At 56.1% G+C, this 19916-nt stretch carries 16 protein-coding genes; 13 read left to right on the top strand and 3 right to left on the bottom strand.

From position 1 onward, the window contains the following. Window positions 1-18 precede the first annotated feature (18 nt). The 10 genes from gspE to Mal65_RS19830 all read left to right on the top strand — a co-directional run bounded on the left by gspE (window position 19) and on the right by Mal65_RS19830 (window position 13780). Entirely contained in the window at window positions 19-1707 is a 1689-nt protein-coding gene (gene gspE / locus Mal65_RS19875) for a type II secretion system ATPase GspE (RefSeq protein WP_145301617.1), read from the top strand. A gap of 60 nt (window positions 1708-1767) precedes the next feature. After that, window positions 1768-2991 (top strand): type II secretion system F family protein, encoded by a 1224-nt coding sequence (locus tag Mal65_RS19870; RefSeq protein ID WP_145301614.1) that lies wholly within the window; start codon window positions 1768-1770, stop codon window positions 2989-2991. A 44-nt stretch (window positions 2992-3035) separates the two neighbouring features. After that, a complete protein-coding gene (gene gspG / locus Mal65_RS19865) occupies window positions 3036-3581 on the top strand; it encodes a type II secretion system major pseudopilin GspG (protein WP_165701403.1) in 546 nt (181 codons plus the stop codon). Continuing rightward, window positions 3578-4357, top strand: coding sequence for a pilus assembly FimT family protein (locus tag Mal65_RS19860; protein WP_145301607.1), 780 nt, complete (start codon window positions 3578-3580; stop codon window positions 4355-4357). Before gspG ends, Mal65_RS19860 begins: the two co-directional genes overlap by 4 nt. Next, complete coding sequence (locus tag Mal65_RS19855) at window positions 4354-4794, top strand: type IV pilus modification PilV family protein (protein WP_145301604.1); 441 nt, start codon at window positions 4354-4356, stop codon at window positions 4792-4794. The genes Mal65_RS19860 and Mal65_RS19855 overlap by 4 nt, the downstream gene beginning before the upstream one ends. After that, entirely contained in the window at window positions 4791-5966 is a 1176-nt protein-coding gene (locus tag Mal65_RS19850; RefSeq protein WP_145301601.1) for a prepilin-type N-terminal cleavage/methylation domain-containing protein, read from the top strand. Before Mal65_RS19855 ends, Mal65_RS19850 begins: the two co-directional genes overlap by 4 nt. A gap of 83 nt (window positions 5967-6049) precedes the next feature. Continuing rightward, complete coding sequence (locus tag Mal65_RS19845) at window positions 6050-7327, top strand: general secretion pathway protein GspK (protein WP_145301598.1); 1278 nt, start codon at window positions 6050-6052, stop codon at window positions 7325-7327. Between the two features lie 22 nt (window positions 7328-7349). Continuing rightward, a complete protein-coding gene (locus tag Mal65_RS19840) occupies window positions 7350-9140 on the top strand; it encodes a hypothetical protein (protein ID WP_145301595.1) in 1791 nt (596 codons plus the stop codon). Next, window positions 9137-10036 (top strand): hypothetical protein, encoded by a 900-nt coding sequence (locus Mal65_RS19835; protein WP_145301592.1) that lies wholly within the window; start codon window positions 9137-9139, stop codon window positions 10034-10036. The genes Mal65_RS19840 and Mal65_RS19835 overlap by 4 nt, the downstream gene beginning before the upstream one ends. A 255-nt stretch (window positions 10037-10291) precedes the next feature. Further along, window positions 10292-13780 carry a secretin N-terminal domain-containing protein gene (locus Mal65_RS19830; RefSeq protein WP_145301589.1) on the top strand — a complete coding sequence of 1163 codons (3489 nt, stop codon included), beginning with the start codon at window positions 10292-10294 and terminating at the stop codon, window positions 13778-13780. 370 nt (window positions 13781-14150) lie between these two features. Here Mal65_RS19830 and Mal65_RS27560 read toward each other — a convergent pair whose 3' ends face one another. Further along, window positions 14151-14300 carry a hypothetical protein gene (locus Mal65_RS27560; protein WP_165701401.1) on the bottom strand — a complete coding sequence of 50 codons (150 nt, stop codon included), beginning with the start codon at window positions 14298-14300 and terminating at the stop codon, window positions 14151-14153. 314 nt (window positions 14301-14614) lie between these two features. Beyond that, window positions 14615-14914, bottom strand: a complete 300-nt coding sequence (locus Mal65_RS27555) for a BON domain-containing protein (RefSeq protein ID WP_390621871.1) — start codon at window positions 14912-14914, stop codon at window positions 14615-14617. Window positions 14915-15019: 105 nt separating this feature from the next. Here Mal65_RS27555 and Mal65_RS27230 point away from each other — a divergent pair, with 105 nt between their 5' ends. The 3 genes from Mal65_RS27230 (at window position 15020) to moaA (ending at window position 17382) form a co-directional block, all read left to right on the top strand. Next, window positions 15020-15229 (top strand): hypothetical protein, encoded by a 210-nt coding sequence (locus Mal65_RS27230; RefSeq protein ID WP_231131185.1) that lies wholly within the window; start codon window positions 15020-15022, stop codon window positions 15227-15229. Window positions 15230-15931: 702 nt separating this feature from the next. Next, on the top strand, window positions 15932-16288 hold the full coding sequence (locus Mal65_RS19820) for a SpoIIAA family protein (RefSeq protein WP_145301583.1): 357 nt from the start codon (window positions 15932-15934) through the stop codon (window positions 16286-16288). A 92-nt stretch (window positions 16289-16380) separates the two neighbouring features. Then, a complete protein-coding gene (gene moaA, locus Mal65_RS19815) occupies window positions 16381-17382 on the top strand; it encodes a GTP 3',8-cyclase MoaA (protein ID WP_231131184.1) in 1002 nt (333 codons plus the stop codon). Between the two features lie 42 nt (window positions 17383-17424). Here moaA and Mal65_RS19810 read toward each other — a convergent pair whose 3' ends face one another. After that, window positions 17425-19722, bottom strand: a complete 2298-nt coding sequence (locus Mal65_RS19810; protein ID WP_145301578.1) for a sulfatase-like hydrolase/transferase — start codon at window positions 19720-19722, stop codon at window positions 17425-17427. Between the last annotated feature and the right edge of the window lie 194 nt (window positions 19723-19916).

The raw sequence follows: 19916 nt of genomic DNA, 5'->3' as shown, positions 1-19916 counted from the left end.
TGCCGGCCCCACCGAACGATGTCTCAAGACGTTTCCACCGCTGGCCGGTTGGACAAGCATCAGCTGGCCAGTGCCGCTGAGGCGATTCGATCGCAGCGTCCGATACAGGACTTCGCGCCCGAACTTGGGTTCGCAGACGCATCCGGATTGCTGCGCGCGATCGCCGATTCGATGCGGCTGAAATTGGCGGACCTGACCGACATCGAGATCGACGAACAAATACTCGAAGGCTTTCCCGTTCGTTTGATCCACCGCTATGAAGTGTTCCCGATCGCCAAAAAATCGGACGCTTTGGTGGTCGCGCTGAGCAACCCATTCGATTTTCAAGCGATCGACGCGTTGAGCGCTGCGACTGGGCAAATCATCCAACCGGTCGTTAGTGATCCGGAGCAAGTCCGCGATTTGATCAAGCGTTTTCTGGGCGTGGGTGCCGAAACGATCGACGGTTTGCTGGCACTGCAGAAAGACGAGGACTTGGGTGAACTGAATTCGTTGACCGGGCAAGATCTGGAAGATGCGGAAGTCGCCCAGCAAGCCTCCGTGGTGCGATTGGTCAACGAGATTCTCAGCGAAGCCATCGAAGCACGCGCCAGTGACATTCACATCGAGGCTCAAGAAAAAGGCATCAAAATCCGCTATCGGATTGATGGTGTTCTGCAGCGTCAACCGGCACCGCCGGAGATGAATCAATTTCGGTCGGCGATTGTCAGCCGGCTGAAAATCATGGCGCGATTGAACATTGCGGAAAAGCGTGTCCCCCAAGACGGTCGAATCAAGATCCGCGTCAAAGGACGCGAAGTCGACATTCGCGTTTCAATCATCCCGATGCTGCACGGCGAAGGAATCGTCATGCGGGTCTTGGACAAGGAAAATTTGCGGTTTTCACTCGCCGACATCGGGATGCCCGATGACGTCTATCAACGCTTTCAAAAATTGATCCGATTGCCACACGGGATCATCTTGGTGACGGGGCCGACGGGGTCGGGAAAAACAACGACGCTTTACAGCGCGCTCAGTGAGATCCAGGACGAAGAAACCAAGATCATCACCACCGAAGATCCGATCGAGTATCAGCTGGAAGGGATCAACCAGATCCAAGTGCACAAGAAGGTCGGGCTGACGTTTGCGGCCAGCCTGCGGAGCATCCTGCGGCACGATCCCGATGTCGTTCTGGTTGGCGAAATTCGCGACTTGGAAACCGCCGAAAACGCCACACAGGCTTCGCTAACGGGTCACTTGGTTTTCAGTACCCTGCACACCAACGATTCCGCCGGCGCGTTCATGCGATTGTGTGACATGGGCGTCGAACCGTTTCTGGTCAGCAGCACCGTCGAAGGCGTGATGGCGCAGCGGTTGGTACGCAAACTGTGTCCGGATTGTCGCGAACCCGATCTGTGTCGCCAAGCGGATTTGCCCGACGATTTTCCTTATGAGCAGGCCAAGGAAAACGGCACGGTGGTCTACCGTCCCGTTGGATGTTCGGCCTGTCGCGGCAGCGGATATCGCGGCCGGATGGGCCTGTACGAATTGCTGGTCGCCAATGACGAAATCCGTGACTTGGCAACCAACCAAGCGGCCAGCAATGAAATCAAGAAAGCCGCCGTTCGCGGCGGCATGAAGACGCTCCGCCACGACGGGTGGAACAAAGTCATGCAAGGTGTCACATCGATTGATGAAGTCTTGCGTGTCACCAAAGCCGACGCCTGATCAGGGCGTTCGGCCCGATCACAAAACTGAATCCTGACCAAAACTGATTCCACATCAACGATGCCTAATTTCGCTTATCGTGCAAAAACCGCCGGCGGTGACAACGCCGACGGAACGATCATCGCGGGTGACGCCCGCGAAGCGATGGCGTTGTTACGTCGCCAGGCTTTGTTTCCCATCGAAGTGATCGACCGGTCCGCCCGAACCGGGGCCTTCGAATGGAAGTTGGATTTGCCCAAGCGGGTCAAAGCGGAAACGATCGCCGACACGCTGACACAGTTAAGCGATTTGTTGAACGGCGGCGTCACGCTGTTGGAATCGCTGACGATTCTGGCCGAACAGAGTGCCGACGAAACGATGGCGGATGTTTTGGCCGACGTTCGTGATCGCGTTGCTGATGGAGAGAACTTGGATGAGGCACTTGCGGCACACCCCAAGGTGTTTTCCGAATTGGTAGTCAGCATGGTCCGCGCGGGGTTGGAAGGTGCGTTCCTTGAGGAATCGTTGCAACACGTCGCCGGCTTCCTACAAAAGCAGGATGCGATTCGCGGCAAGGTTTCCGGTGCCATGACCTACCCCATCGTTTTGATGGTGGTCGGTGGCATCGTCACCGTGGTGCTGGTGATGTACGTCGTACCGATGTTCGAACCGTTCTTTGAACGACTTCAACGCAGTGGTGCCGGTTTACCACTGGCGACCGTCGTGCTTTTGGCTCTCAGTCATTCGCTGGTACGCTTCGGCGTGTTGGTCTTAATCGCCGCTGCGGGCGTGGTCGTGATGTTGCGACGAGCGGTGGGGACCCCCAAAGGCCGACGTGTTCTGGATCGGCTAAAGCTAAAGATTCCGATCGCCGGATCGATCTTTCATTCCATGGCAGTTTCTCGGTTCTGCCGCGTTTTGGGGACACTGCTACGCAACGGCGTCCCGCTGCTGAAATCGCTGGACATCAGCAGCACATCGACGGGCAACGTCTTGTTGGCGGAAACGATTCAGAAAGCGTCCGAAAACATTTCATCCGGAAATTCGCTTGCGGCGCCGCTGGCCGCCAGCGGTCTGATTCCGCCCCAGGTGATGGCGATGATGCGAGTGGCGGAAGAATCCAATTCTTTGGATTCCGTGCTGGTCAAAATCGCGGATCGGATGGATGAGAAAACCGAACGCAAATTGGATGCAATGGTGCGTCTGATTGAGCCACTGATGTTATTGATCATCGGGGCGATGGTGATGTTCATCATCGTCGCGGTGTTGTTGCCCGTTTTCGATATGAACACGGCGTTGGATTAAGAAACATGCCCACAATCAATTTCTCTGTTCGAAGGATGAATGCAATGAAACGTCATCAACGTATTCGCGTCGGTTTCACGCTGATTGAGCTGATGATCGTCTTGGTGATTTTGGTGATGTTGTTCGCAATCGCGGGACCGCGATTGCTGGGGACTCAGAAGAAAGCGGATATCAAGAGCACCAAGGCGCAACTGGGGAACCTGGAAGCATCTTTAAAACTTTATGCAGTGGACATGCGGACCTTCCCCAGCACCGAGGACGGTTTGGCGGCCCTGATCAAACCACCTGCCGACGAAGCAAAGGCACGCAAGTGGGATGGTCCGTACTTGGATGATGAAGTCATTCCGGCGGACGCTTGGGGAAATGCATTTGTTTATGAGTATCCGCCGACACAAGGTGGTCGTGACTTCCCCAATATTTCTTCACCCGGTTTGGACGGTGAACCCGACACCGAAGATGACATCGTCAACTGGCGTGCCACCGAAGATGGCGAAGACGGTGAAATGGGAACGATGGATTCGGGCGACAGTTTTGACTCCGGCGATTCAATGTCCACCGATATGTCCTTCGACACAGGGGACGCCTTATGAACCATCGCGCTTTCACCTTGCTGGAGTTGATCATCGTTCTGTCGATCATGGTGGCGGTGATGGGAATGTCTTGGCCTCGGATGCGGCGGGCTGCCAATCGTGCGGTGCTGCGTGAAGCGGCGCTGCAGGTGAAAGCCGGTTTAGCCGAGGCACGCGACCGAGCGGTGCGTACCGGCCAACGTTCCAGCTTTTCGTTCCAACAGAACGGCACCGAGTTTGTCATCGCAACCACGGATCTTCGTTCGGCCGATTCAGCGGACGAAAGTTTGATGATTTCGGTGGTGTCGGGTGAATCAAACGGTTTTGAATCGGTCGCGAACGAATCGATCGCCGAATCGGCGGATACCGAATACAGTTTGAACGGCGGGCAGTGCGTGAAGCACTCGTTACCTGAACCTGTGACGATTGCGTCGGTTGAATCGGACGACATCGAGGAATCAATCTTGGATGTGTCCGCTGTGACCGACGATGTTTCGGATGTCGAAGCGGATTCATCACAAACCATCGCGTTTTTCCCCGACGGTCGAGGGTCCGCAGCACAGATTCGCTTGGGCAGTGCGGACACCCAAGAGATGGTCGTGTTGACCGTCCGCGCACTGACCGGTGACGTCACCATTGGCGACATCGAACGAGATTCGGCGATGGTGCTGGAACAAGACGATCTGTCAGTCGACCCGTCGGTGGAGACCGAGTTCCAATCCACGCTTCCCGAATCCGCAGTGATTGATTCGGCTGATGATTTGATTCCCACCACAGGCTGGGATTTTTCGACGTGATTCGGCGTTCGACAACCGATGCGTTTTCGTTGTTGGAAGTGATTGTTTCCACCGTGATCTTGGTCACCAGTTCGATGATCCTGCTGCGACTGATCGCGGTGGGATCGAAGCACCAGGATCGCAGCGAGCGACGGGCTTGGGGCCAAATCGTTTGCCACGATTTGGTCGACCAATGGGTAATTGACCCCGTATCGGTTGATAGCGTTGAACGATCACCGGTCCCCGGCCACCCGGGCTGGGACTATGAAGCGGAGGTGGCGGAGACCGATTATCCCGGCGTGCGTCGTGTTCGAATCCGAGTCTTCGCAAATGTGTCCGTTCAGGATAATGCGATGGCCGCCGCGTCGCAGTTGACCGAGTCCGAGTTGGATGCACGCCCCACCTTTGAACTGGTGCGATGGATGCGCGCCGGTGATCACCCGGGGGCAAGCGGATGAAACCGTCCATCGCACCGGATCGTCATCCATTGAAGCCTGGGGGCATTGTCGCGGCGAAGTGTGGGTTTACGTTGTTGGAAACCGTAATCGCCATGACCCTGGTTTCAGTTCTGATGCTGTTGGTGTGGTCGATTTTTGGAATCTATACCAAGCTGGAAAACAAAGGTGTTAATGCTGCGAACCGAGTGTCTTTGATCCGATCTTTTCATCGCCAGATGCGTGATGACCTGGTCCGGTTGCTGCCGTGTGACGTCGACCGTTCCTTGCCCACGGCAAATCTTCAAGACGGTGGCTTTGCAGATGACGGCATTCACAACGGATATTTTTCGGGGGACCGACAACGGATTTGCTTTGCAATTGTTCAGCGACGTTCCGATGCTGCGGGTCATGTCGTTCGCTTGGTAACGTATCGCCCCGCAACGGCTGCCGATTTGCCCGGCCATGACGAATTGCTAGTGTCAGACGACGGTGGCGATGTCCGTGGGGACGAAGCGATGGAAATCGACGCCATGGAGGCCGATACAGGACTGTTGGAAGCATCGTCGGGTCGAATCCAACGACTGGGGATCGTGCGTGTTGTCGAATCTTGGGACAGCTTTCTTGATTCGGCGGAATTGTTCGAAGCAATCGAAGGCGTGGATTCCGGCCGCCGGCAATTGGCTTTGGACGCAGACGATTTTATGACCATCGGCCCGGCCGACTTGACGGACGATTCGGTTGAACAAGAAGCCGAACGTGATCGACAGCTGGATATGGTCCCTGAGATCGCTGATTGTCAGTTCCAGTTTTTTGACGGGCAGGTCTGGCGAAGTCGGTGGGAATCGTCCGTTCGCAATGGATATCCACGTGCGTTGGCGGTGACCGTCGATGTGATTGAATCGCAGGATCCGGAAACGCCGGACGATGGAGATGTCGCATCGGATGAAGTCGTGATCGGACCCGATGACGAATGGTCCAATGACCAAGACGTCTTTGCATCGGATTCGGCGGATCCTTTGGTTGCGTCGCAGGACGTTTCTGTCGAGACCGAAGCCGAAGAGGGCATCGTCGCGGCTTTGGGAGATCAGCCCGTTCGCTGGGTCATTGCTCTCAGCCAAGCGGCAACGAAAACCGTCGACGATTCTCAGCAGTCAGTGCATCCCGATGCGAACGAATGGGGGGACCTGCCGTGAAGAGCTTGGCTTCACTTTCCACGCGTTCGGCAAAGGTTTTGGGACCTCCATCAAGGCAAGGGACGGTCATCATCGTTGTGTTGGTGATTGTAATTTTGATCAGCTTGGCGGCTTACAACTTCACCTTGTCGATGGAGTCCGAGCATCTGGCGACTCGAAACGGTGGTGACCGTTTGGCTTGTCGCCAAGCCGCGTTTTCCGTCGTCGAAGTCTTGGCGTCCATCATGGAACGCCCACGTAGCCAAAGACTGGCTGACACCTTACCGATCAACCAACCAATTGATCTTTGGCCCGACGATACCGATGCCGCCGACAAATCGGATTGGAAGCTTCAGGCTGTGGTGTATCAGGGACCAAACGCCAGCGGATCCGAACCTTCACAACGGTTGTTGACCGAATCGGCCAAGTTGAACTTGCGATCTTCAGGACCAGGTGGATCACCAAGCCCAGATTCTTTACAGCAAAGTCTGCTTCGACTTCCTGGGATGACGGCGGAAACGGCGGCGGACATTCTGCAAAGTCTTGGACGACCGACCCGGAATTCTGGCAAGCCCGTGGACGATGGACCCGCGATCGTTGAATTGCTGCCGCAGCATACGTCCGATTTGTCATCCGATTCCGATAACCCGAGCGATGCTTGGCGAACCTGGGTGACGATGTGCAGCGCCGAAAGAAACGAGACTTTTGAAGGATTGCCACGCATCAACATCAATGCGGACTCGCTGACACAGTTGCATCAACAACTTAGCAAGCGGGTGCCTTTGCCGGTGGCAAACTTTATTGTGCTGGCGCGACAACATGGCATCAATAAAACATCGTCCGCCAATACACCACTTGATTCGGTCAACGTGGATCTGAACCGCCGCTCGATCTATCGATTTGAAAGTCTGACCGAACTCTTTGATAGCTCGGTGTCCGTTTCGGAGTCGAATCGGAAGCGGCAAACCGTGGCGAGTCCGATCGATCGCGTCAACGGTGCAGCAGGGTTGGATGTGGCGCGGTTGCTGGATCAATTGACGCTGACATCCGCACGTCGCTTGGTCGGTCGTGTCGATGTCGCCACGGCACCAGTGGAGGTGCTTGCCGTGGTGCCTGGGTTGGATACGACATCGGCCGGCGCAATCGTCAACGCTCGGTCGTCCGATTCCAATGGCTGGGTGCATCCGATCGCCGCGCTGGCGTCAAGTGGTCTGTCCGCGACGGTTGTCGACACGGCATTGCCCTATCTGACGGTGGGCGGCGACGTCGTGAAAGTGACCGTGGTCGGACGATTGGGACAGCACGGTCCAACGTATCGGTGTCGTGTCCTGGTGGACGCATCGTGGGGAAAAACGCGTTGGAGCGTCTTGTCGGTTCGGTGACAAGGTCGCAGATGTAGACAGCATGAATCAGCAACATCAGAAAGAGTCACGTGCCGTGAACCTGTTTCAAAAGCAACGACCACGACGTTCCACGCTTTCGGTGGTCGTGGATGCCAGTGATGAAGTCGCAAACGTTTTGGTGATCGACCGCAGTCAGCATCCGCCGAAAATTTTGCAGCGATGTCGGCTGGACCCACCGGACAATCCGACGGACGACGACTCCGATTCATCCGCCGACGCGCCCGTTGCCGATACGGAAACGCCGGACACCAGCAACGTTTCGGATGCAAAGTTGGTGCGACAGTTTTTGGACCAGCACAAGTTGCGAGCTTCGTCGGTCACCCTGTTGTTGACACGACCGGACGTCGAAATCATCACGGGGAACTTACCGTCGGCCGACGACCATGAGTTGCCAGAGATGGTTGCCGCCATGGTGATGCAGGAAACCGATGACGGGACCCCGCGCGAAGTCGATTTTCTGATGGGAGCATCCGATTCCCAGGCCGACGGCGAATTGGTCCATGCGGTAACTTGCACGACGAGCCAACTGCAAGCCTGGCGGGATGAGTACAAACAAGCCGGTTTGCGTCTGGAGTCGGCGACGTACGCTGGTTTGGGGATCACAAACATCCTGGACCAGCAATCGGCGACATCGGGTTTGTCGATCGGTGTCAGTTGCACACATTCGAAGACCGAACTGGTGGTCGTCAAAAATCACCGTCCGGTATTGATGCGAACCATCCAGCGGGGCACGGATCTCCGGGAACGACTGGCGCCGGTCCTTGCGTCGGAACTGCAACGCACGGCGGCCTATTTAAGCGACGAAGACGACCCGGCGATGGCGGTCTGGCTGCTGGGCGACCAGGAGATCTTTGGCGACGCTGCCAAGGATATCTCCGGTGCACTGGATTGTGATGTTTCGGTGTTGGAACCCGATCGAATGCTCGCTTGCCCCGATGATGCCCAGGGGCGATGGACGGAGAATGTCAATGCGATTGGCCATCTTCTTGGTGCTGATTTTGAATCGCCGGCCGTGAACTTGGTTTCGCCCAAACGTCCGCCACGTCAACCGAGTCCCTATCGTCGCTACGCGATATGGGGCGGTGTCGCCGCTTCTCTTCTGTTGATGCTGGGCTACTTTGCCTGGCAAGACCGAAGCGAGCAATTGGATCAGATCGAAACGAAACGCGAGACGCTGAAAAAATTGGGCGGCCGTGCCAACAAAGCGATGGAACTTCAGGACATCGTCAACGCCGTGGCATCCTGGCGTTCGGGTGAAGTGATCTGGCTGGACGAAATCAAAGACCTTTCCGATCGACTTCCGGCCAAGGATTTGGCCTTGGTGCGACGGTTTTCGGCCCAGTCCGCCTCCGATGGAACGGGCGTGTTTGACTTGAGTCTGCAAGTCAGGTCGCCCGAAATTGTGACGGAACTGGAAGCCGCGATTCGGGACGATCGTCACAGCGTTAGCAGTAAGCGTGTCAGTGAGGTTGGTGATTCTAAAGAATTGGATTGGGCTTTCGAGACTCGAGTGACGTTTCAGCCGCAGCGACGTCCGCTGCGGCCGGTCGAGAATCCAGAGCGTCCGCCAAGTGTCGATCCGCAATCATCGGAGTCACAACATGGATCCGACGCAAATGACGAATCGCAGATACCAAGGTCCCCCAGTGATACCAAAATGCCAACGGAATCCGATGACGGTGCGGCAGAAGCAAAGTCCGATGAATCAACCGGTGGGGAAGACGAAGCGACGACGTCCGAAACTCAGGTGATCGATTCAGCATCCGCTGGAAACGGGGGAGCACAACGATGAATGCCCGAACCCGATTGTTGCTGATCCTGATGTCGGTTGTCGGCCTGGTTTGGATGGCCGACGCAGGATATCGAAATCTGATCGAAGGCCCAGCGGCGGATCGCGAGCGCGAACTGGATCGTTTGACTCGGCAAGTCGCCGAAACGCAAGACAGCATCATCAAGACATCCAAAGCCGCGGATGTCTTGGCCGTGTTGGAGCAGTTTTCGCTTCCCTATGATCCCGAGTTGGCACGGGCGGCTTATCAAGACTGGTTGCTGGGGTTGGTGCAACAGGCCGAAATGACCGGGGCTAGTGTCGATGCATCGCAACCGGCACCGGTGAAGATCAAGGACCGCGATTCGAAACGGCAGAAAGAAATCTACGTTCGTTACAACTATTCGCTTCGAGCGCGTGGCAACTTGCAACAAGTCACCAAGTTTCTTTACCTGTTTTATCGCAGCGGTCATTTGCACAAAATTTCATCAATCAGTTTGAATCCGGTCGGTGGGGGACGATCGGTCGACATGTCGCTGGCTGTCGAAGCCATTGGTTTAAGTCGTTGCGAACGCAAGGGGGAATTGTCGCCCTACGCGGCCACTCGTCTGTCTCATGATCCGTTCCAAGACTATTTGACGATTGCCCGGCGTAATCTTTTCTCGCGAGGCGGCGACTCGGTTCTTGCCAAAACCACCGTGACTGCGGTGACCGTGTCATCGGATGGCGTTGCAGAGGCTTGGATTTCGTTGCCCGATAACGAAACCAGCGTACTGCGCCGTGGGCAATCCGTTGAAACCGAAGCCCACGTCATCGAAGTCGTCGACGTGTTGGATCGCCAGGTTTTGCTGGACGTTGATGGGCAGGTCATCACGGTTCGCGCCGGTGAAACTCTTGCCGAAGCGACAGGTTCAGGGTGATGTCCGTCGGCCGGGGCAGGCGGTTGACCCAGAGTGAACCAGATTACCCGCCGGCACGTGGGGAAATTTCCGGCGTCTGAACGTCGTTCGGCTGGGAAAAACCAGCAAAATTAGGGGAAAAATGGACTGGTCCGCTCAGTCAACTTGACATCAAGCGGGCGGATTTCTTACGCCACAATCTTGTGTTCCGTCGGTTACGACGGACAAGAAATCAACATCGATGCGGTGAACCGATCGCACTCGAAGGGAGACAGGATGCTCCGTGGAACATTTGCGTCGGCACTGCTGATCTTGATGGTCAGTTCTGCCTTCGCCCAATCATCATTCGTCGCTCATCCCTGCCGCCATCAACCGGCGCAGAAACTGGCGGAAGTATTGCGCCCCTTGCTGCCGCCCCAGTCGGATGCACAAGTGGTTGTGGATTCGGAATCCAACCGGTTGCTGATCAGTGGATCGGAGGATGTCCAGCGAATCGTCCAGGAATTCATGCGCCGCGCGGATTTGCCGTCGTCGCAAATGACGGTGAATTCGACGATGACCATGTCCCCAAAATCTACGGCTCAGATCCAACCGATCGCAAAGAATCGTTCGCCGCAGGAAGCGTCGCAAAGCGTGTTCGTTGCGATCGAAAGGGGCCGCTTGGAGTCGGTACAACAGGGATTGATGCAGATCTTTGGATCGCAGATGCGTCCGTCACAAGTCGACGATGGCGTGTCTTGGCTGCTGCAAACTCGCAACCCCCAACGATCGATCACGCTGCAGTTCGACTTGGTCCGCAGCGGAGTCAAGATTTCGTCATCACCCGGGTTGGTGCAACAAGCCGGACGTCTGGTTCAAAAGCTTGCGGAATCACCCGAACTGGATCGTCGAACTCAGGTCTTTCGCATTCGACGTGAAAACCATTCCAGTTTGCGTGAAACGGTCGATGCCATTCGGAGCGATGTCAATCGATCGCCTGTCACACCGGCCTCGGGCGATCAGAGTCGGTGGATGATGCCGGCGGGCGTGTGGGGAACGATTCGCCAAGTCGCATTCCAGAATGCACAATCGACACCTCAAGGCAACGACCCGCAAGCGTCGGGGCAGTCAAACACCGACGAAGCCGATGATGTGTTGCGTCAATTCGAGGGTGTCGAAATCGAATCATTGCCCGACTTGGACGTGATTATCTTGCGAGGCCGCGATCCCGACCTACAGCAATTGGCGGAAGTCATTTCACAGCTGGAAAGGATCAGCCAAGAAACGCAGCCGGAAATCAAGATCATCCCGCTGACACATGCGTCCAGCGAGTCAGTGGCATCGGTGATTTTGCAGACAAGCCAAGACTTGACCAGCGGTCGGCAAGGCCGTGTATCGGTCACGCCGTTGGTGAAGCCCAACGCGTTGCTGTTGATCGGTTGGGGCGACGCGGTCAATGCAATCATGGAGTTGACGCGTCAGTTAGACACGCCCGTTTCGGCCGATTCGCAGTCGGCAGTTTTTCGTATCCAGCACGCTACGGCGCAAACCGTCGGATCGACGATCGAAACGTTCTTGTCCGGACGCGGCACGATGGGACCGGACGTCAACATCGCCGTCGACCAACGGACCAATTCGCTGATCGTGTACGCGTCGCCACGTGATCTGCAGGAGGTTGCCAAGTTGGTCAAAGATTTGGATCAACCTGGCGGTGACAGCGTGCTGCACACACGCGTGTTTCCAATCACCAATGCGTTGGCTGCCGACATCGCGACGTTATTGCAAGAAGCAATCAACGAACAATCCAGCAACCTGGCATTGGAGGTTCAGGACGATGGTGGCAAGCGGTTGATCCAATCGGGATCATTGGAACAGGTCAGCATCACACCGAACGTTCGAAACAACACGCTGATCATAGCGTCCCCGATCGAGAACTTTCCGCTGTTGGAAGCCCTCATTCGCCAACTGGACATGCCATCGAGTGAAGTGCAACTGAAGATTTTTCAAATCGTCAATGGCGATGCGGCCAGCATGATTCAAACATTGCGGTCGTTGTTGCCGTCGCAAGTCGGCACGAATTCGGTGCCCCAGTTGTCCAGTGCCGAAGGTGAATCATCATTGGCACCGCTGCGGTTTTCGGTGGATTTGCGCAGCAACAGCATCATTGCCACGGGCAGCGAAGGCGACCTGCGAATCGTCGAAGCTTTGCTGTTGCGGCTGGATCAAGCCACCACGCAGCAACGCAAAAGCACGGTGATTCAATTAAAGAATGCACCGGCCGTCGATGTGGCCGCATCGATCAATCAATACTTGATGGAGCAACGCCAAATCGAAAATGCGGTTCCGGGCGAACGCAATCCCTTTCAAGAGATTGAACACGAAGTGATCGTTGTCCCCGAGCCGATCGCCAACAAATTGATTCTGGCAGCGACACCACGCTATTACGACGAAATCAAAGCGTTGATTGACAAGCTGGATGAACAGCCGCCACAAGTGTTGATTCAAGTTTTGATCGCCGAAGTCGCCTTGAACAATATCAATGAATTTGGCGTCGAACTAGGCGTGCAAAGTGACGTCTTGTTTGACCGCAGCCTGTTGGGTGATCTGCTGACGACGACCAATTCGAACCAGTTTTCGACCCCCGGTGGTGTGACCACCGTGACCGAGGAAATTATCCAGGCGGCGACCAACGTGCCTGGTTTTCTGTTCAATGACACCAGCCCGCTTGGCAACAGCGGCAGTGCCAAGTCGCTGCAATCGTCCGGTGTGGTCGGCGGACAAGGGATCTCCAACTTTGCGGTCGGGCGTGAAAGCTCCGAAGCCGGTTTTGGCGGGCTGGTTTTATCGGCCAGCAGCAGCAACGTCAGCGTGTTGCTGCGGGCGTTGGCGGAAACACGACAAGTTCGCGTGCTCAGTCGTCCGCAAATCCGAACGTTGGACAATCAACCCGCGTTCATCCAAGTCGGCCAACGCGTTCCGCGGATCATCGGATCGACGGTGAACCAAAACGGGCAATCCAATTCGATCACTTTGGAAAACGTTGGTTTGATTCTGGGGGTGACACCTCGGGTCAGTCCTGACGACATGGTCGTCATGGAAATTGACGCCGAACGGTCCAAGTTGGGCGAAGAAGCCGATGGTGTCCCTGTGGCCGTTGGTGCCGAAGGCACGGTGATTCGTTCGCCACCGATCGACACCATCACGGCGCAAGCAACCGTCAGTGCGGCCAATGGCGAAACGATCATCCTGGGCGGGCTGATATCCGAGGACAAACAATCGATTCGCCGCCGAGTGCCCTACCTGAGCGACATCCCTGTTTTGAAGCATCTGTTCAAGTTTGATTCGGATCGCTGGTTTCGCTCGGAATTGTTGGTGATCTTGACACCCCATGTGATTCGTTCCTCCGACGACAACGAACGTCTGAAGCAAGCGGAATTCGCACGAATGAGCTGGTGCGAATGTGACGTGTACCGTGTGCATGGGGACATCCACATGTCGGGATTGCAATACAGCGATGTGTTGGATTCCGCACAGCCGCCGACGGTGTATCCCGACCTGAATCCGTCCGGATCACTGGAGGATGCGATCATTTCGGAATCCGTGATTTCTGATTCCGCAATCTCCGGAACAGCTATTCCTGAATCCGGCAGCCAATTTCAGGATGCCGTCTTACAAACGCCCGACCTTCAGCCGGTCAACGTCGCGCCGATGGACCCGGATACCTTTCGATTGGACCCGGCCGATGCTGGCGAGTTGCCCGAGCCGAATTACGAGGTGCTGCCATGAACCAGCCAATCAGACTGTCGGTTCAAACCTTTGCGGCGATCATCCTATGGACGGTCGGCGGCTGCACAACGATTCAACCTGACTGGAAATGGCCGGGCAAAGACAAGCCCGTGACTCCCGAAGTCGTGATGCCGATCTGGACCGATACGGTGTTGCATCAGCCCGGCAAGCCGGGCGTTCGAGGATTCGGTGGACGAGTGTTCTTTTATGAACAGGAAGGCGGCGAACCGATCAAGGTCGATGGATCGCTAACCGTGTACGTTTTTGATGGCGAACAGTTGGATGTCCAGCAAGCCAAACCACTGCGCAAGTTTGTCTTTACGCCTGAACAACTGGCCAAACACCACAGCAAGTCGGACCTTGGCGATTCCTACAGCGTCTGGATTCCTTGGGAAAAGGTCGGTGGCCCCAGCAAGGCATTGTCCTTGATCACGCGTTTCGATGGTCGCAACGGCGGGACCGCGATTTCCGACGCGTCGAACAAGTTGTTGCCCGGAATCTCCCCGGCTTTGGCGAACAAGTCGTCTGAGCCACCAGAAAACGCCCAAGCCCCATCGCCGGTGCGACAGGTTTCATTCGAAACCGAAACTCTTCAGGGAACTGATGTCTCGGCAAACGGAAATGCAACCGCGTCGACGGGGGATCGCGAAGCCAAGATGAAAACGTATTCGCTTGCCTTGCCCAGCCATTTTCAACGACATTTGCGCAGCGGGGATGCGCTCCAATCGGACGAAGGTCCAGCCACGACTGACGGGTTACAGCGATTGCCGCCGGCCGGTTCTCGTTCGGCAATTCCCATGGCGACGCCCGTGGAAAACACGACTGCCGAATCAGTCAACGCGACGGATCAATGGGAATCCCTGACGACGTCGCCGTCACCCGCAATTGATTCGTCACCGTCGAAATACCCGGCTCGAAAAGCACCAGTGTTTCCGCCATCGACTTTTCAGATTCGGAAGCAACCAATCCGCGCAACGTGGCAGTCCGGCCTTGAACCGACACCTCGATCGGTGATGACGAAGCTAGGCGCACGGTCTGTTGAAGCCGAGTCTCAAGGGGCCGAAGCGGTGCCAGTCGCTGGTCGCTGACCGAAGCCACCGGTTCTAAGACGACATTCAGCTTTGGCAAGTACATTTGTCCGCGCCGTGGTGCGGTCAAGGGGCGATTGATACGTGCCGATCGATCAGGCGGCGGTTGAATTCCCGCGGTTGATGAGAGAATTCGGCCCGATGTCCGGCCTTGCGTGCTGCCTACAAAACTGCCGCCTTCGGTGCGATCGGCCCCGACAAAGCTGGCACGATCGCGGTTGTCGCGCAAAAAACGTTCGGCACCGGTGATCTGACCCACCTCTTCCATCGCGACCGGCGAAGCTTGGCGTGTCAGTGGTTGCCCGAGTTCACGGGGCCGACTGAAAATCTGGGCATCGCAGACCGATATCAAGCCCAGTGAAATCACCAAGCTGGTCATTCCGATCGCAAGCGAAGGCCGTTCGGTCATGCGTTGTGCAGCCTTCATGTCCTGCTCGGTAAATCTAGGGTGAACTTAAAACCACTTCATCGAAAACACACGGGATATCACCATTTTAACCCGCCATTTACACCGGTGATCGCTTGTCGGTGTCTGTAGTGCATCAGCTGTGACAATCGCAACGACTGCAGGCGACAGTGATCCAGAAGTGTCACGTCGGCGGATACCGCCATCGGACCGTTGACCATCGCGGCACACCACAGAAATCATCGACAGTGGCAACCACAATGATCCAGTTTCCGCCCGTGTTGCGGGCCGAATCGGGCAATCATGCCGGCGTGACGAATCGCTTGTACCCATTATTCCGAAGGCCCGTTAAAGTAGTTTGGCGTGAGAATCGGTTTTTGATCAACGGTCGCAAATCCCAAACATTGCGAAAGGACAGGCGGTGGTTTACGCCGACGAGGTACAAATTGCCGGCATTCTGGACATGACTTTGATTCGGGCGAGCGCCTGGCTGAACGCCTTGTTTTAGACTGTCCGTGGTGCCGAGGCCCGTCGATTGACAACTCGAGACTTCGGCGTACTGGATAGATTTTTTCGACATTGAAGATTGGCGTCGTGTTGTTACCGCGTCGCCTACGAACCACGAAATTTCCCACCAACCAAGAAAGTGAAGATGCAATGATTACCCCCTTGGAATCGCCTTCGCCCGACGTGGTCGGATTTCAGCTGTCAGGCAAACTACACGACGAGGACTACAAGACCTTCGTGCCGCTGGTGGACGAACACATCGCGAAAAACGAAACGACGCGAATCCTGGCGCAGTTTCATGATTTCAGTGGCTGGGATGCGCACGCACTATGGGATGACATCCGTTTTGCCACGACCCATTGCACGTCGATCGAAAAGATCGCCTTGGTCGGTGAAAAGCAGTGGGAAAAGTACATGGCAACGGTGTGCAAACCGTTCACCATGGCAAAGATCAAGTATTTTGACCAATCGGAAATGGAATCGGCCTGGAATTGGCTTTCCGAATAGCCTTCGTCGCTCCAGTTTGTGTCGCGGGGTAATGTGACGGACGCGTCTGACGTTTTGTCGGTCGTTTCCTGTGTAAGTTTTTGCTTTTCTTTTTGCCCCGTCTGGTCGCGTTGATGCTGGTTGATGGATTTGGACGCCGACACACATCGTTGCGCATCAGCGTCACCGATCGGTGTAATCTGCGTTGCACCTATTGCATGCCGGCGGTGACGCCGAAGTATCAAGCCAAATCCCTGTTGTTGACCTATGAAGAAATCATTCGCTTCACTCGTGTTGCGGTTGATCTCGGTGTCGACGATGTTCGGGTGACTGGTGGCGAACCGTTGGTACGAGCCGACTTGGATCACCTGATTGCAATGTTGGCTCAGGTTTTGGATCCGTCGCGCATTTCGTTGACGACCAACGGCGTGTTGCTGCTGCAACAGTTGCCACGCTTGACCGAGGCGGGACTGCGTAGTGTCAACGTCAGCTTGGACGCTTTGGACGAGTCATCATTCGAGCATTCAACTCGACGCCGCGGGCTTTCGATGGTGCTGGACAGCATTCACGCGGCGGTCGATGCCGGAATGAAGGTGAAGGTCAACGCGATTGCCAAACGTGACTTCACAGAATCGCAACTGGCCGCTTTTGGGCACTTTGCCAACCGTACGAAGTTGCCGGTCCGGTTCATCGAATACATGCCTTTGGATGCCGATGGAAATTGGGACCCGGCCAACGTCTTGTCCGGGTCGGAAATCCTTCGTCGCTTGTCGGAACACTTTGGTCCGCTGCGTCCCCTGCCCCGTCGCGAGGGGGCTCCGGCAGTCGATTACAAAATCGAATCGGGTGGCGGAACGATCGGAATCGTTGCGTCGGTGACCGAGCCATTTTGCCAAGCTTGCAATCGTATTCGCTTGACCGCCGACGGCAAAATTCGCAATTGCCTGTTCGGGGATGATAGTGGCGACGTGCGATCGCTGTTGCGTTCGGGAGCCAATGATCAAGCGATCGCAGATTTATTGAAGTCCGCCGTAGCGGCAAAAAAACGGGGCCACGGCAGCGACGATCTTGTCTTTGTGCGACCGTCCCGGCCGATGTATTCGATCGGCGGGTGACGTTGGTCAGCAAGCTCCCTTGGAAGGGGATCTGATGTTTCGCTAGTTCGAATCCGCCTGGACGTCGACGGGCGTGACGGCGGCCCGGAATAGCCCGCATGTTCCCCGTGCGGTTTGGCAGGTGACCAACAAGAACGTCTGGTCATCGACCGACATCAAGCAGCAATTCGTCGGTACGTCGGGAACCGGCAAGACGGCCAACTGTTCGCCATCGGGGCCGAACACATACACCCCCGCATCGTCGCCTTTGCCGGCCGTGGCATAGACGTTGTCGAATTGGTCGACACACATGCCATCGATGCCACGGCGTCCCATTCCGAAATCATAAACGACCTTTCGATTCGCCAGCGATCCGTCGCTTTGCAGATCAAACGACAACAAGGTTCGGGCTCCCCCGTAATCATTATTGTTGTCAGCGACAAACAAGCGGTTTTCGTCATTGCTGAACGCCAAGCCGTTGGGACGTTGGACGTGATCCGTCGCAAGAGTCACCTTGCCGTCTTCGATGCGATAAACACCTTCGTGGTCCAGTTCGCGATCGCTTTGGTCACCATACCGTGGGTCGGTGAAATACAGCGCACCATCGGAGGCGATGACGACGTCGTTGGGGCTATTGAAACGTTTGCCTTCGAAGCGATCAGCGATGACATCGACTTTGCCGTCAAAGCTGACCTTCAGCAGAGCTCGGCGACCGCTGCCCTGGCAGGCATAGAAGTGCGACGAATCGATTGACGCTAAGCCGTTAACCCCCGGCAAGTCATCGATCAAGATGGATGTTTGGCCCGTTTGATGATTCCAATGCATGACGCGTCCGGCACGGACATCGGAAAACAGGATATCGCCGTCGGGGGTGACCGTCGGGCCTTCGGTGAACTTGCCTTCGCCCCAAAGCAATTCCATCGATGGTGATTCACCAAAAAACGCTTCTTGATGACTTGCCGAAAATGCCAACGGGTCTCGCGGCATCGGTTCGGGATTGGGCATCTGGTCCAAGACCGATTGCAAACGAAGTCGCGTGGCGACTCGTTCGTCATCTTCCGTCCCCAGGTGGATCGGTGACTGTTCCAAGGGATCCTGTTGGACGTCAAAAAATTGACCGTCACCGTACAGCTTGTACCGATGGTCCCGGGCAAAACGAGAATGAGAAAACTGGTCCTTGTCCCAACCCGGTCGCGGGTCGTAATGGCAAAAGATCCAGTCGCGCCGAGCGGTATCGTCGCCCATCAAGACCGGCAGAAAACTGACGCCGTCGGTCCGTTTCAGCGATTCCGATTTGCCGGCAGCATCCAAGACCGTTGGTAAGAAATCCGTTGAGTCCACGAGGTGAGGCTTTTCGCCCGGTTGGATCACACCGGACCAGCGTACGATCAACGGAACATGAGTTCCCGCGTCGGTGGTCAGCCCCTTGCCGCCACGGATCGGTCCGTTGTCCGTGTTCGACGTGATGCTTTGGTGTGTCCCGTTGTCGCTATAAAAAATGATCAATGTCTGCTCGGCCAAGCCGAGTTGGTCGATCTTGTCGACCACGCGACCGACGCATCGGTCGGTGTATTGCACCATGTCGGCGAAATAGTCGGTGCTGTCATCATGACGTTTCGATGGGTCTTGCCAGTCTTTGCTGATCGGCGTCGGCGTCATCGGGCCATGCGGCAATGCCATCGGATAGTAGACAAAGAACGGTTGGTCATCGGATTGCTTGCGATCGATGAAATCACAGATGTAATCGACCCAAAGGTCCGGACCGTACTGGCCTGCGGTGTCGGTGCGCATCGCACCGTTTTGTTCGATCGCCGGATCGGCGTACCGTGAACCCTTGTCTTCGGTGTGGCCGTTGTGCCACAGACTGTACTCGTCAAATCCGGCATCTTGGCCTCGCATGCCTGTGCCCCGTCGCATCGCGGCACCGGGATAGTCCGGCGGATCATAGCTGTACAGTTGCCACTTGCCCGCGATGCAGGTTTGATAGCCGGCATCGCTCATGTAGTGACCGATCGTTTGGCTATTGCGATCCAGAATTCCAAACGCTTGCCAGTTGCGGTTGTTGTACAAACCGGTCATCAATTGGACGCGAGTGTTCGTGCACAGTGGCTGGGCATGAGCGTTGGAAAAACGAATGCCTTGACCGGCCAGTTCATCCAGGTTGGGCGTTGTGTAACTGGTTCCGCCGTACGATCCCAAACACTCCACGCCCAGGTCGTCGGCCATGATTAGAACGATATTGGGCCGCGCCGGACCTGCGGCATCTGCTGTCAAAGCAAAGAGAAGAAGCACAGCCAACCCGCGCAGGCCCGCGAAGAACAGGCCATTGGGGATGCAGCGACGCAACACAGAAACTTTCATGAAGTCAAACCGATGTTGTGCAAGGAATGTTCGGCCGCAATCGGGCGAAAGCGGGGCAACAGACTAGCACAAACCGGTGTCGACCGTGTCGTCAAGCGATGGCGGAGGCGTTCGGAAAAGCGAAGGCCACTGCGCGGTGCATGCCCCTGGTGATGACCGCACCACGCAGGGCCGTGGGATGCTTCGCAGGGCCG

The sequence above is a fragment of the Crateriforma conspicua genome, from assembly GCF_007752935.1.
Taxonomy (GTDB): domain Bacteria; phylum Planctomycetota; class Planctomycetia; order Pirellulales; family Pirellulaceae; genus Crateriforma; species Crateriforma conspicua.
The sequence above is the reverse complement of the archived record's forward strand: the minus strand, read 5'-3'. Positions and strand labels throughout refer to the sequence as shown.

Excerpts from the sequence above, each read along its gene's own strand:
- gspE (WP_145301617.1), top strand. The coding sequence starts at position 19 with ATGTCTCAAGACGTTTCCACCGCTGGCCGGTTGGACAAGCATCAGCTG.
- Mal65_RS19870 (WP_145301614.1), top strand. The coding sequence starts at position 1,768 with ATGCCTAATTTCGCTTATCGTGCAAAAACCGCCGGCGGTGACAACGCC.
- gspG (WP_165701403.1), top strand. The coding sequence starts at position 3,036 with ATGAAACGTCATCAACGTATTCGCGTCGGTTTCACGCTGATTGAGCTG.
- Mal65_RS19860 (WP_145301607.1), top strand. The coding sequence starts at position 3,578 with ATGAACCATCGCGCTTTCACCTTGCTGGAGTTGATCATCGTTCTGTCG.
- Mal65_RS19850 (WP_145301601.1), top strand. The coding sequence starts at position 4,791 with ATGAAACCGTCCATCGCACCGGATCGTCATCCATTGAAGCCTGGGGGC.
- Mal65_RS19840 (WP_145301595.1), top strand. The coding sequence starts at position 7,350 with ATGAATCAGCAACATCAGAAAGAGTCACGTGCCGTGAACCTGTTTCAA.
- Mal65_RS19835 (WP_145301592.1), top strand. The coding sequence starts at position 9,137 with ATGAATGCCCGAACCCGATTGTTGCTGATCCTGATGTCGGTTGTCGGC.
- Mal65_RS19830 (WP_145301589.1), top strand. The coding sequence starts at position 10,292 with ATGCTCCGTGGAACATTTGCGTCGGCACTGCTGATCTTGATGGTCAGT.
- Mal65_RS27555 (WP_390621871.1), bottom strand. The coding sequence starts at position 14,914 with ATGTACTTGCCAAAGCTGAATGTCGTCTTAGAACCGGTGGCTTCGGTC.
- Mal65_RS19820 (WP_145301583.1), top strand. The coding sequence starts at position 15,932 with ATGATTACCCCCTTGGAATCGCCTTCGCCCGACGTGGTCGGATTTCAG.
- Mal65_RS19810 (WP_145301578.1), bottom strand. The coding sequence starts at position 19,722 with ATGAAAGTTTCTGTGTTGCGTCGCTGCATCCCCAATGGCCTGTTCTTC.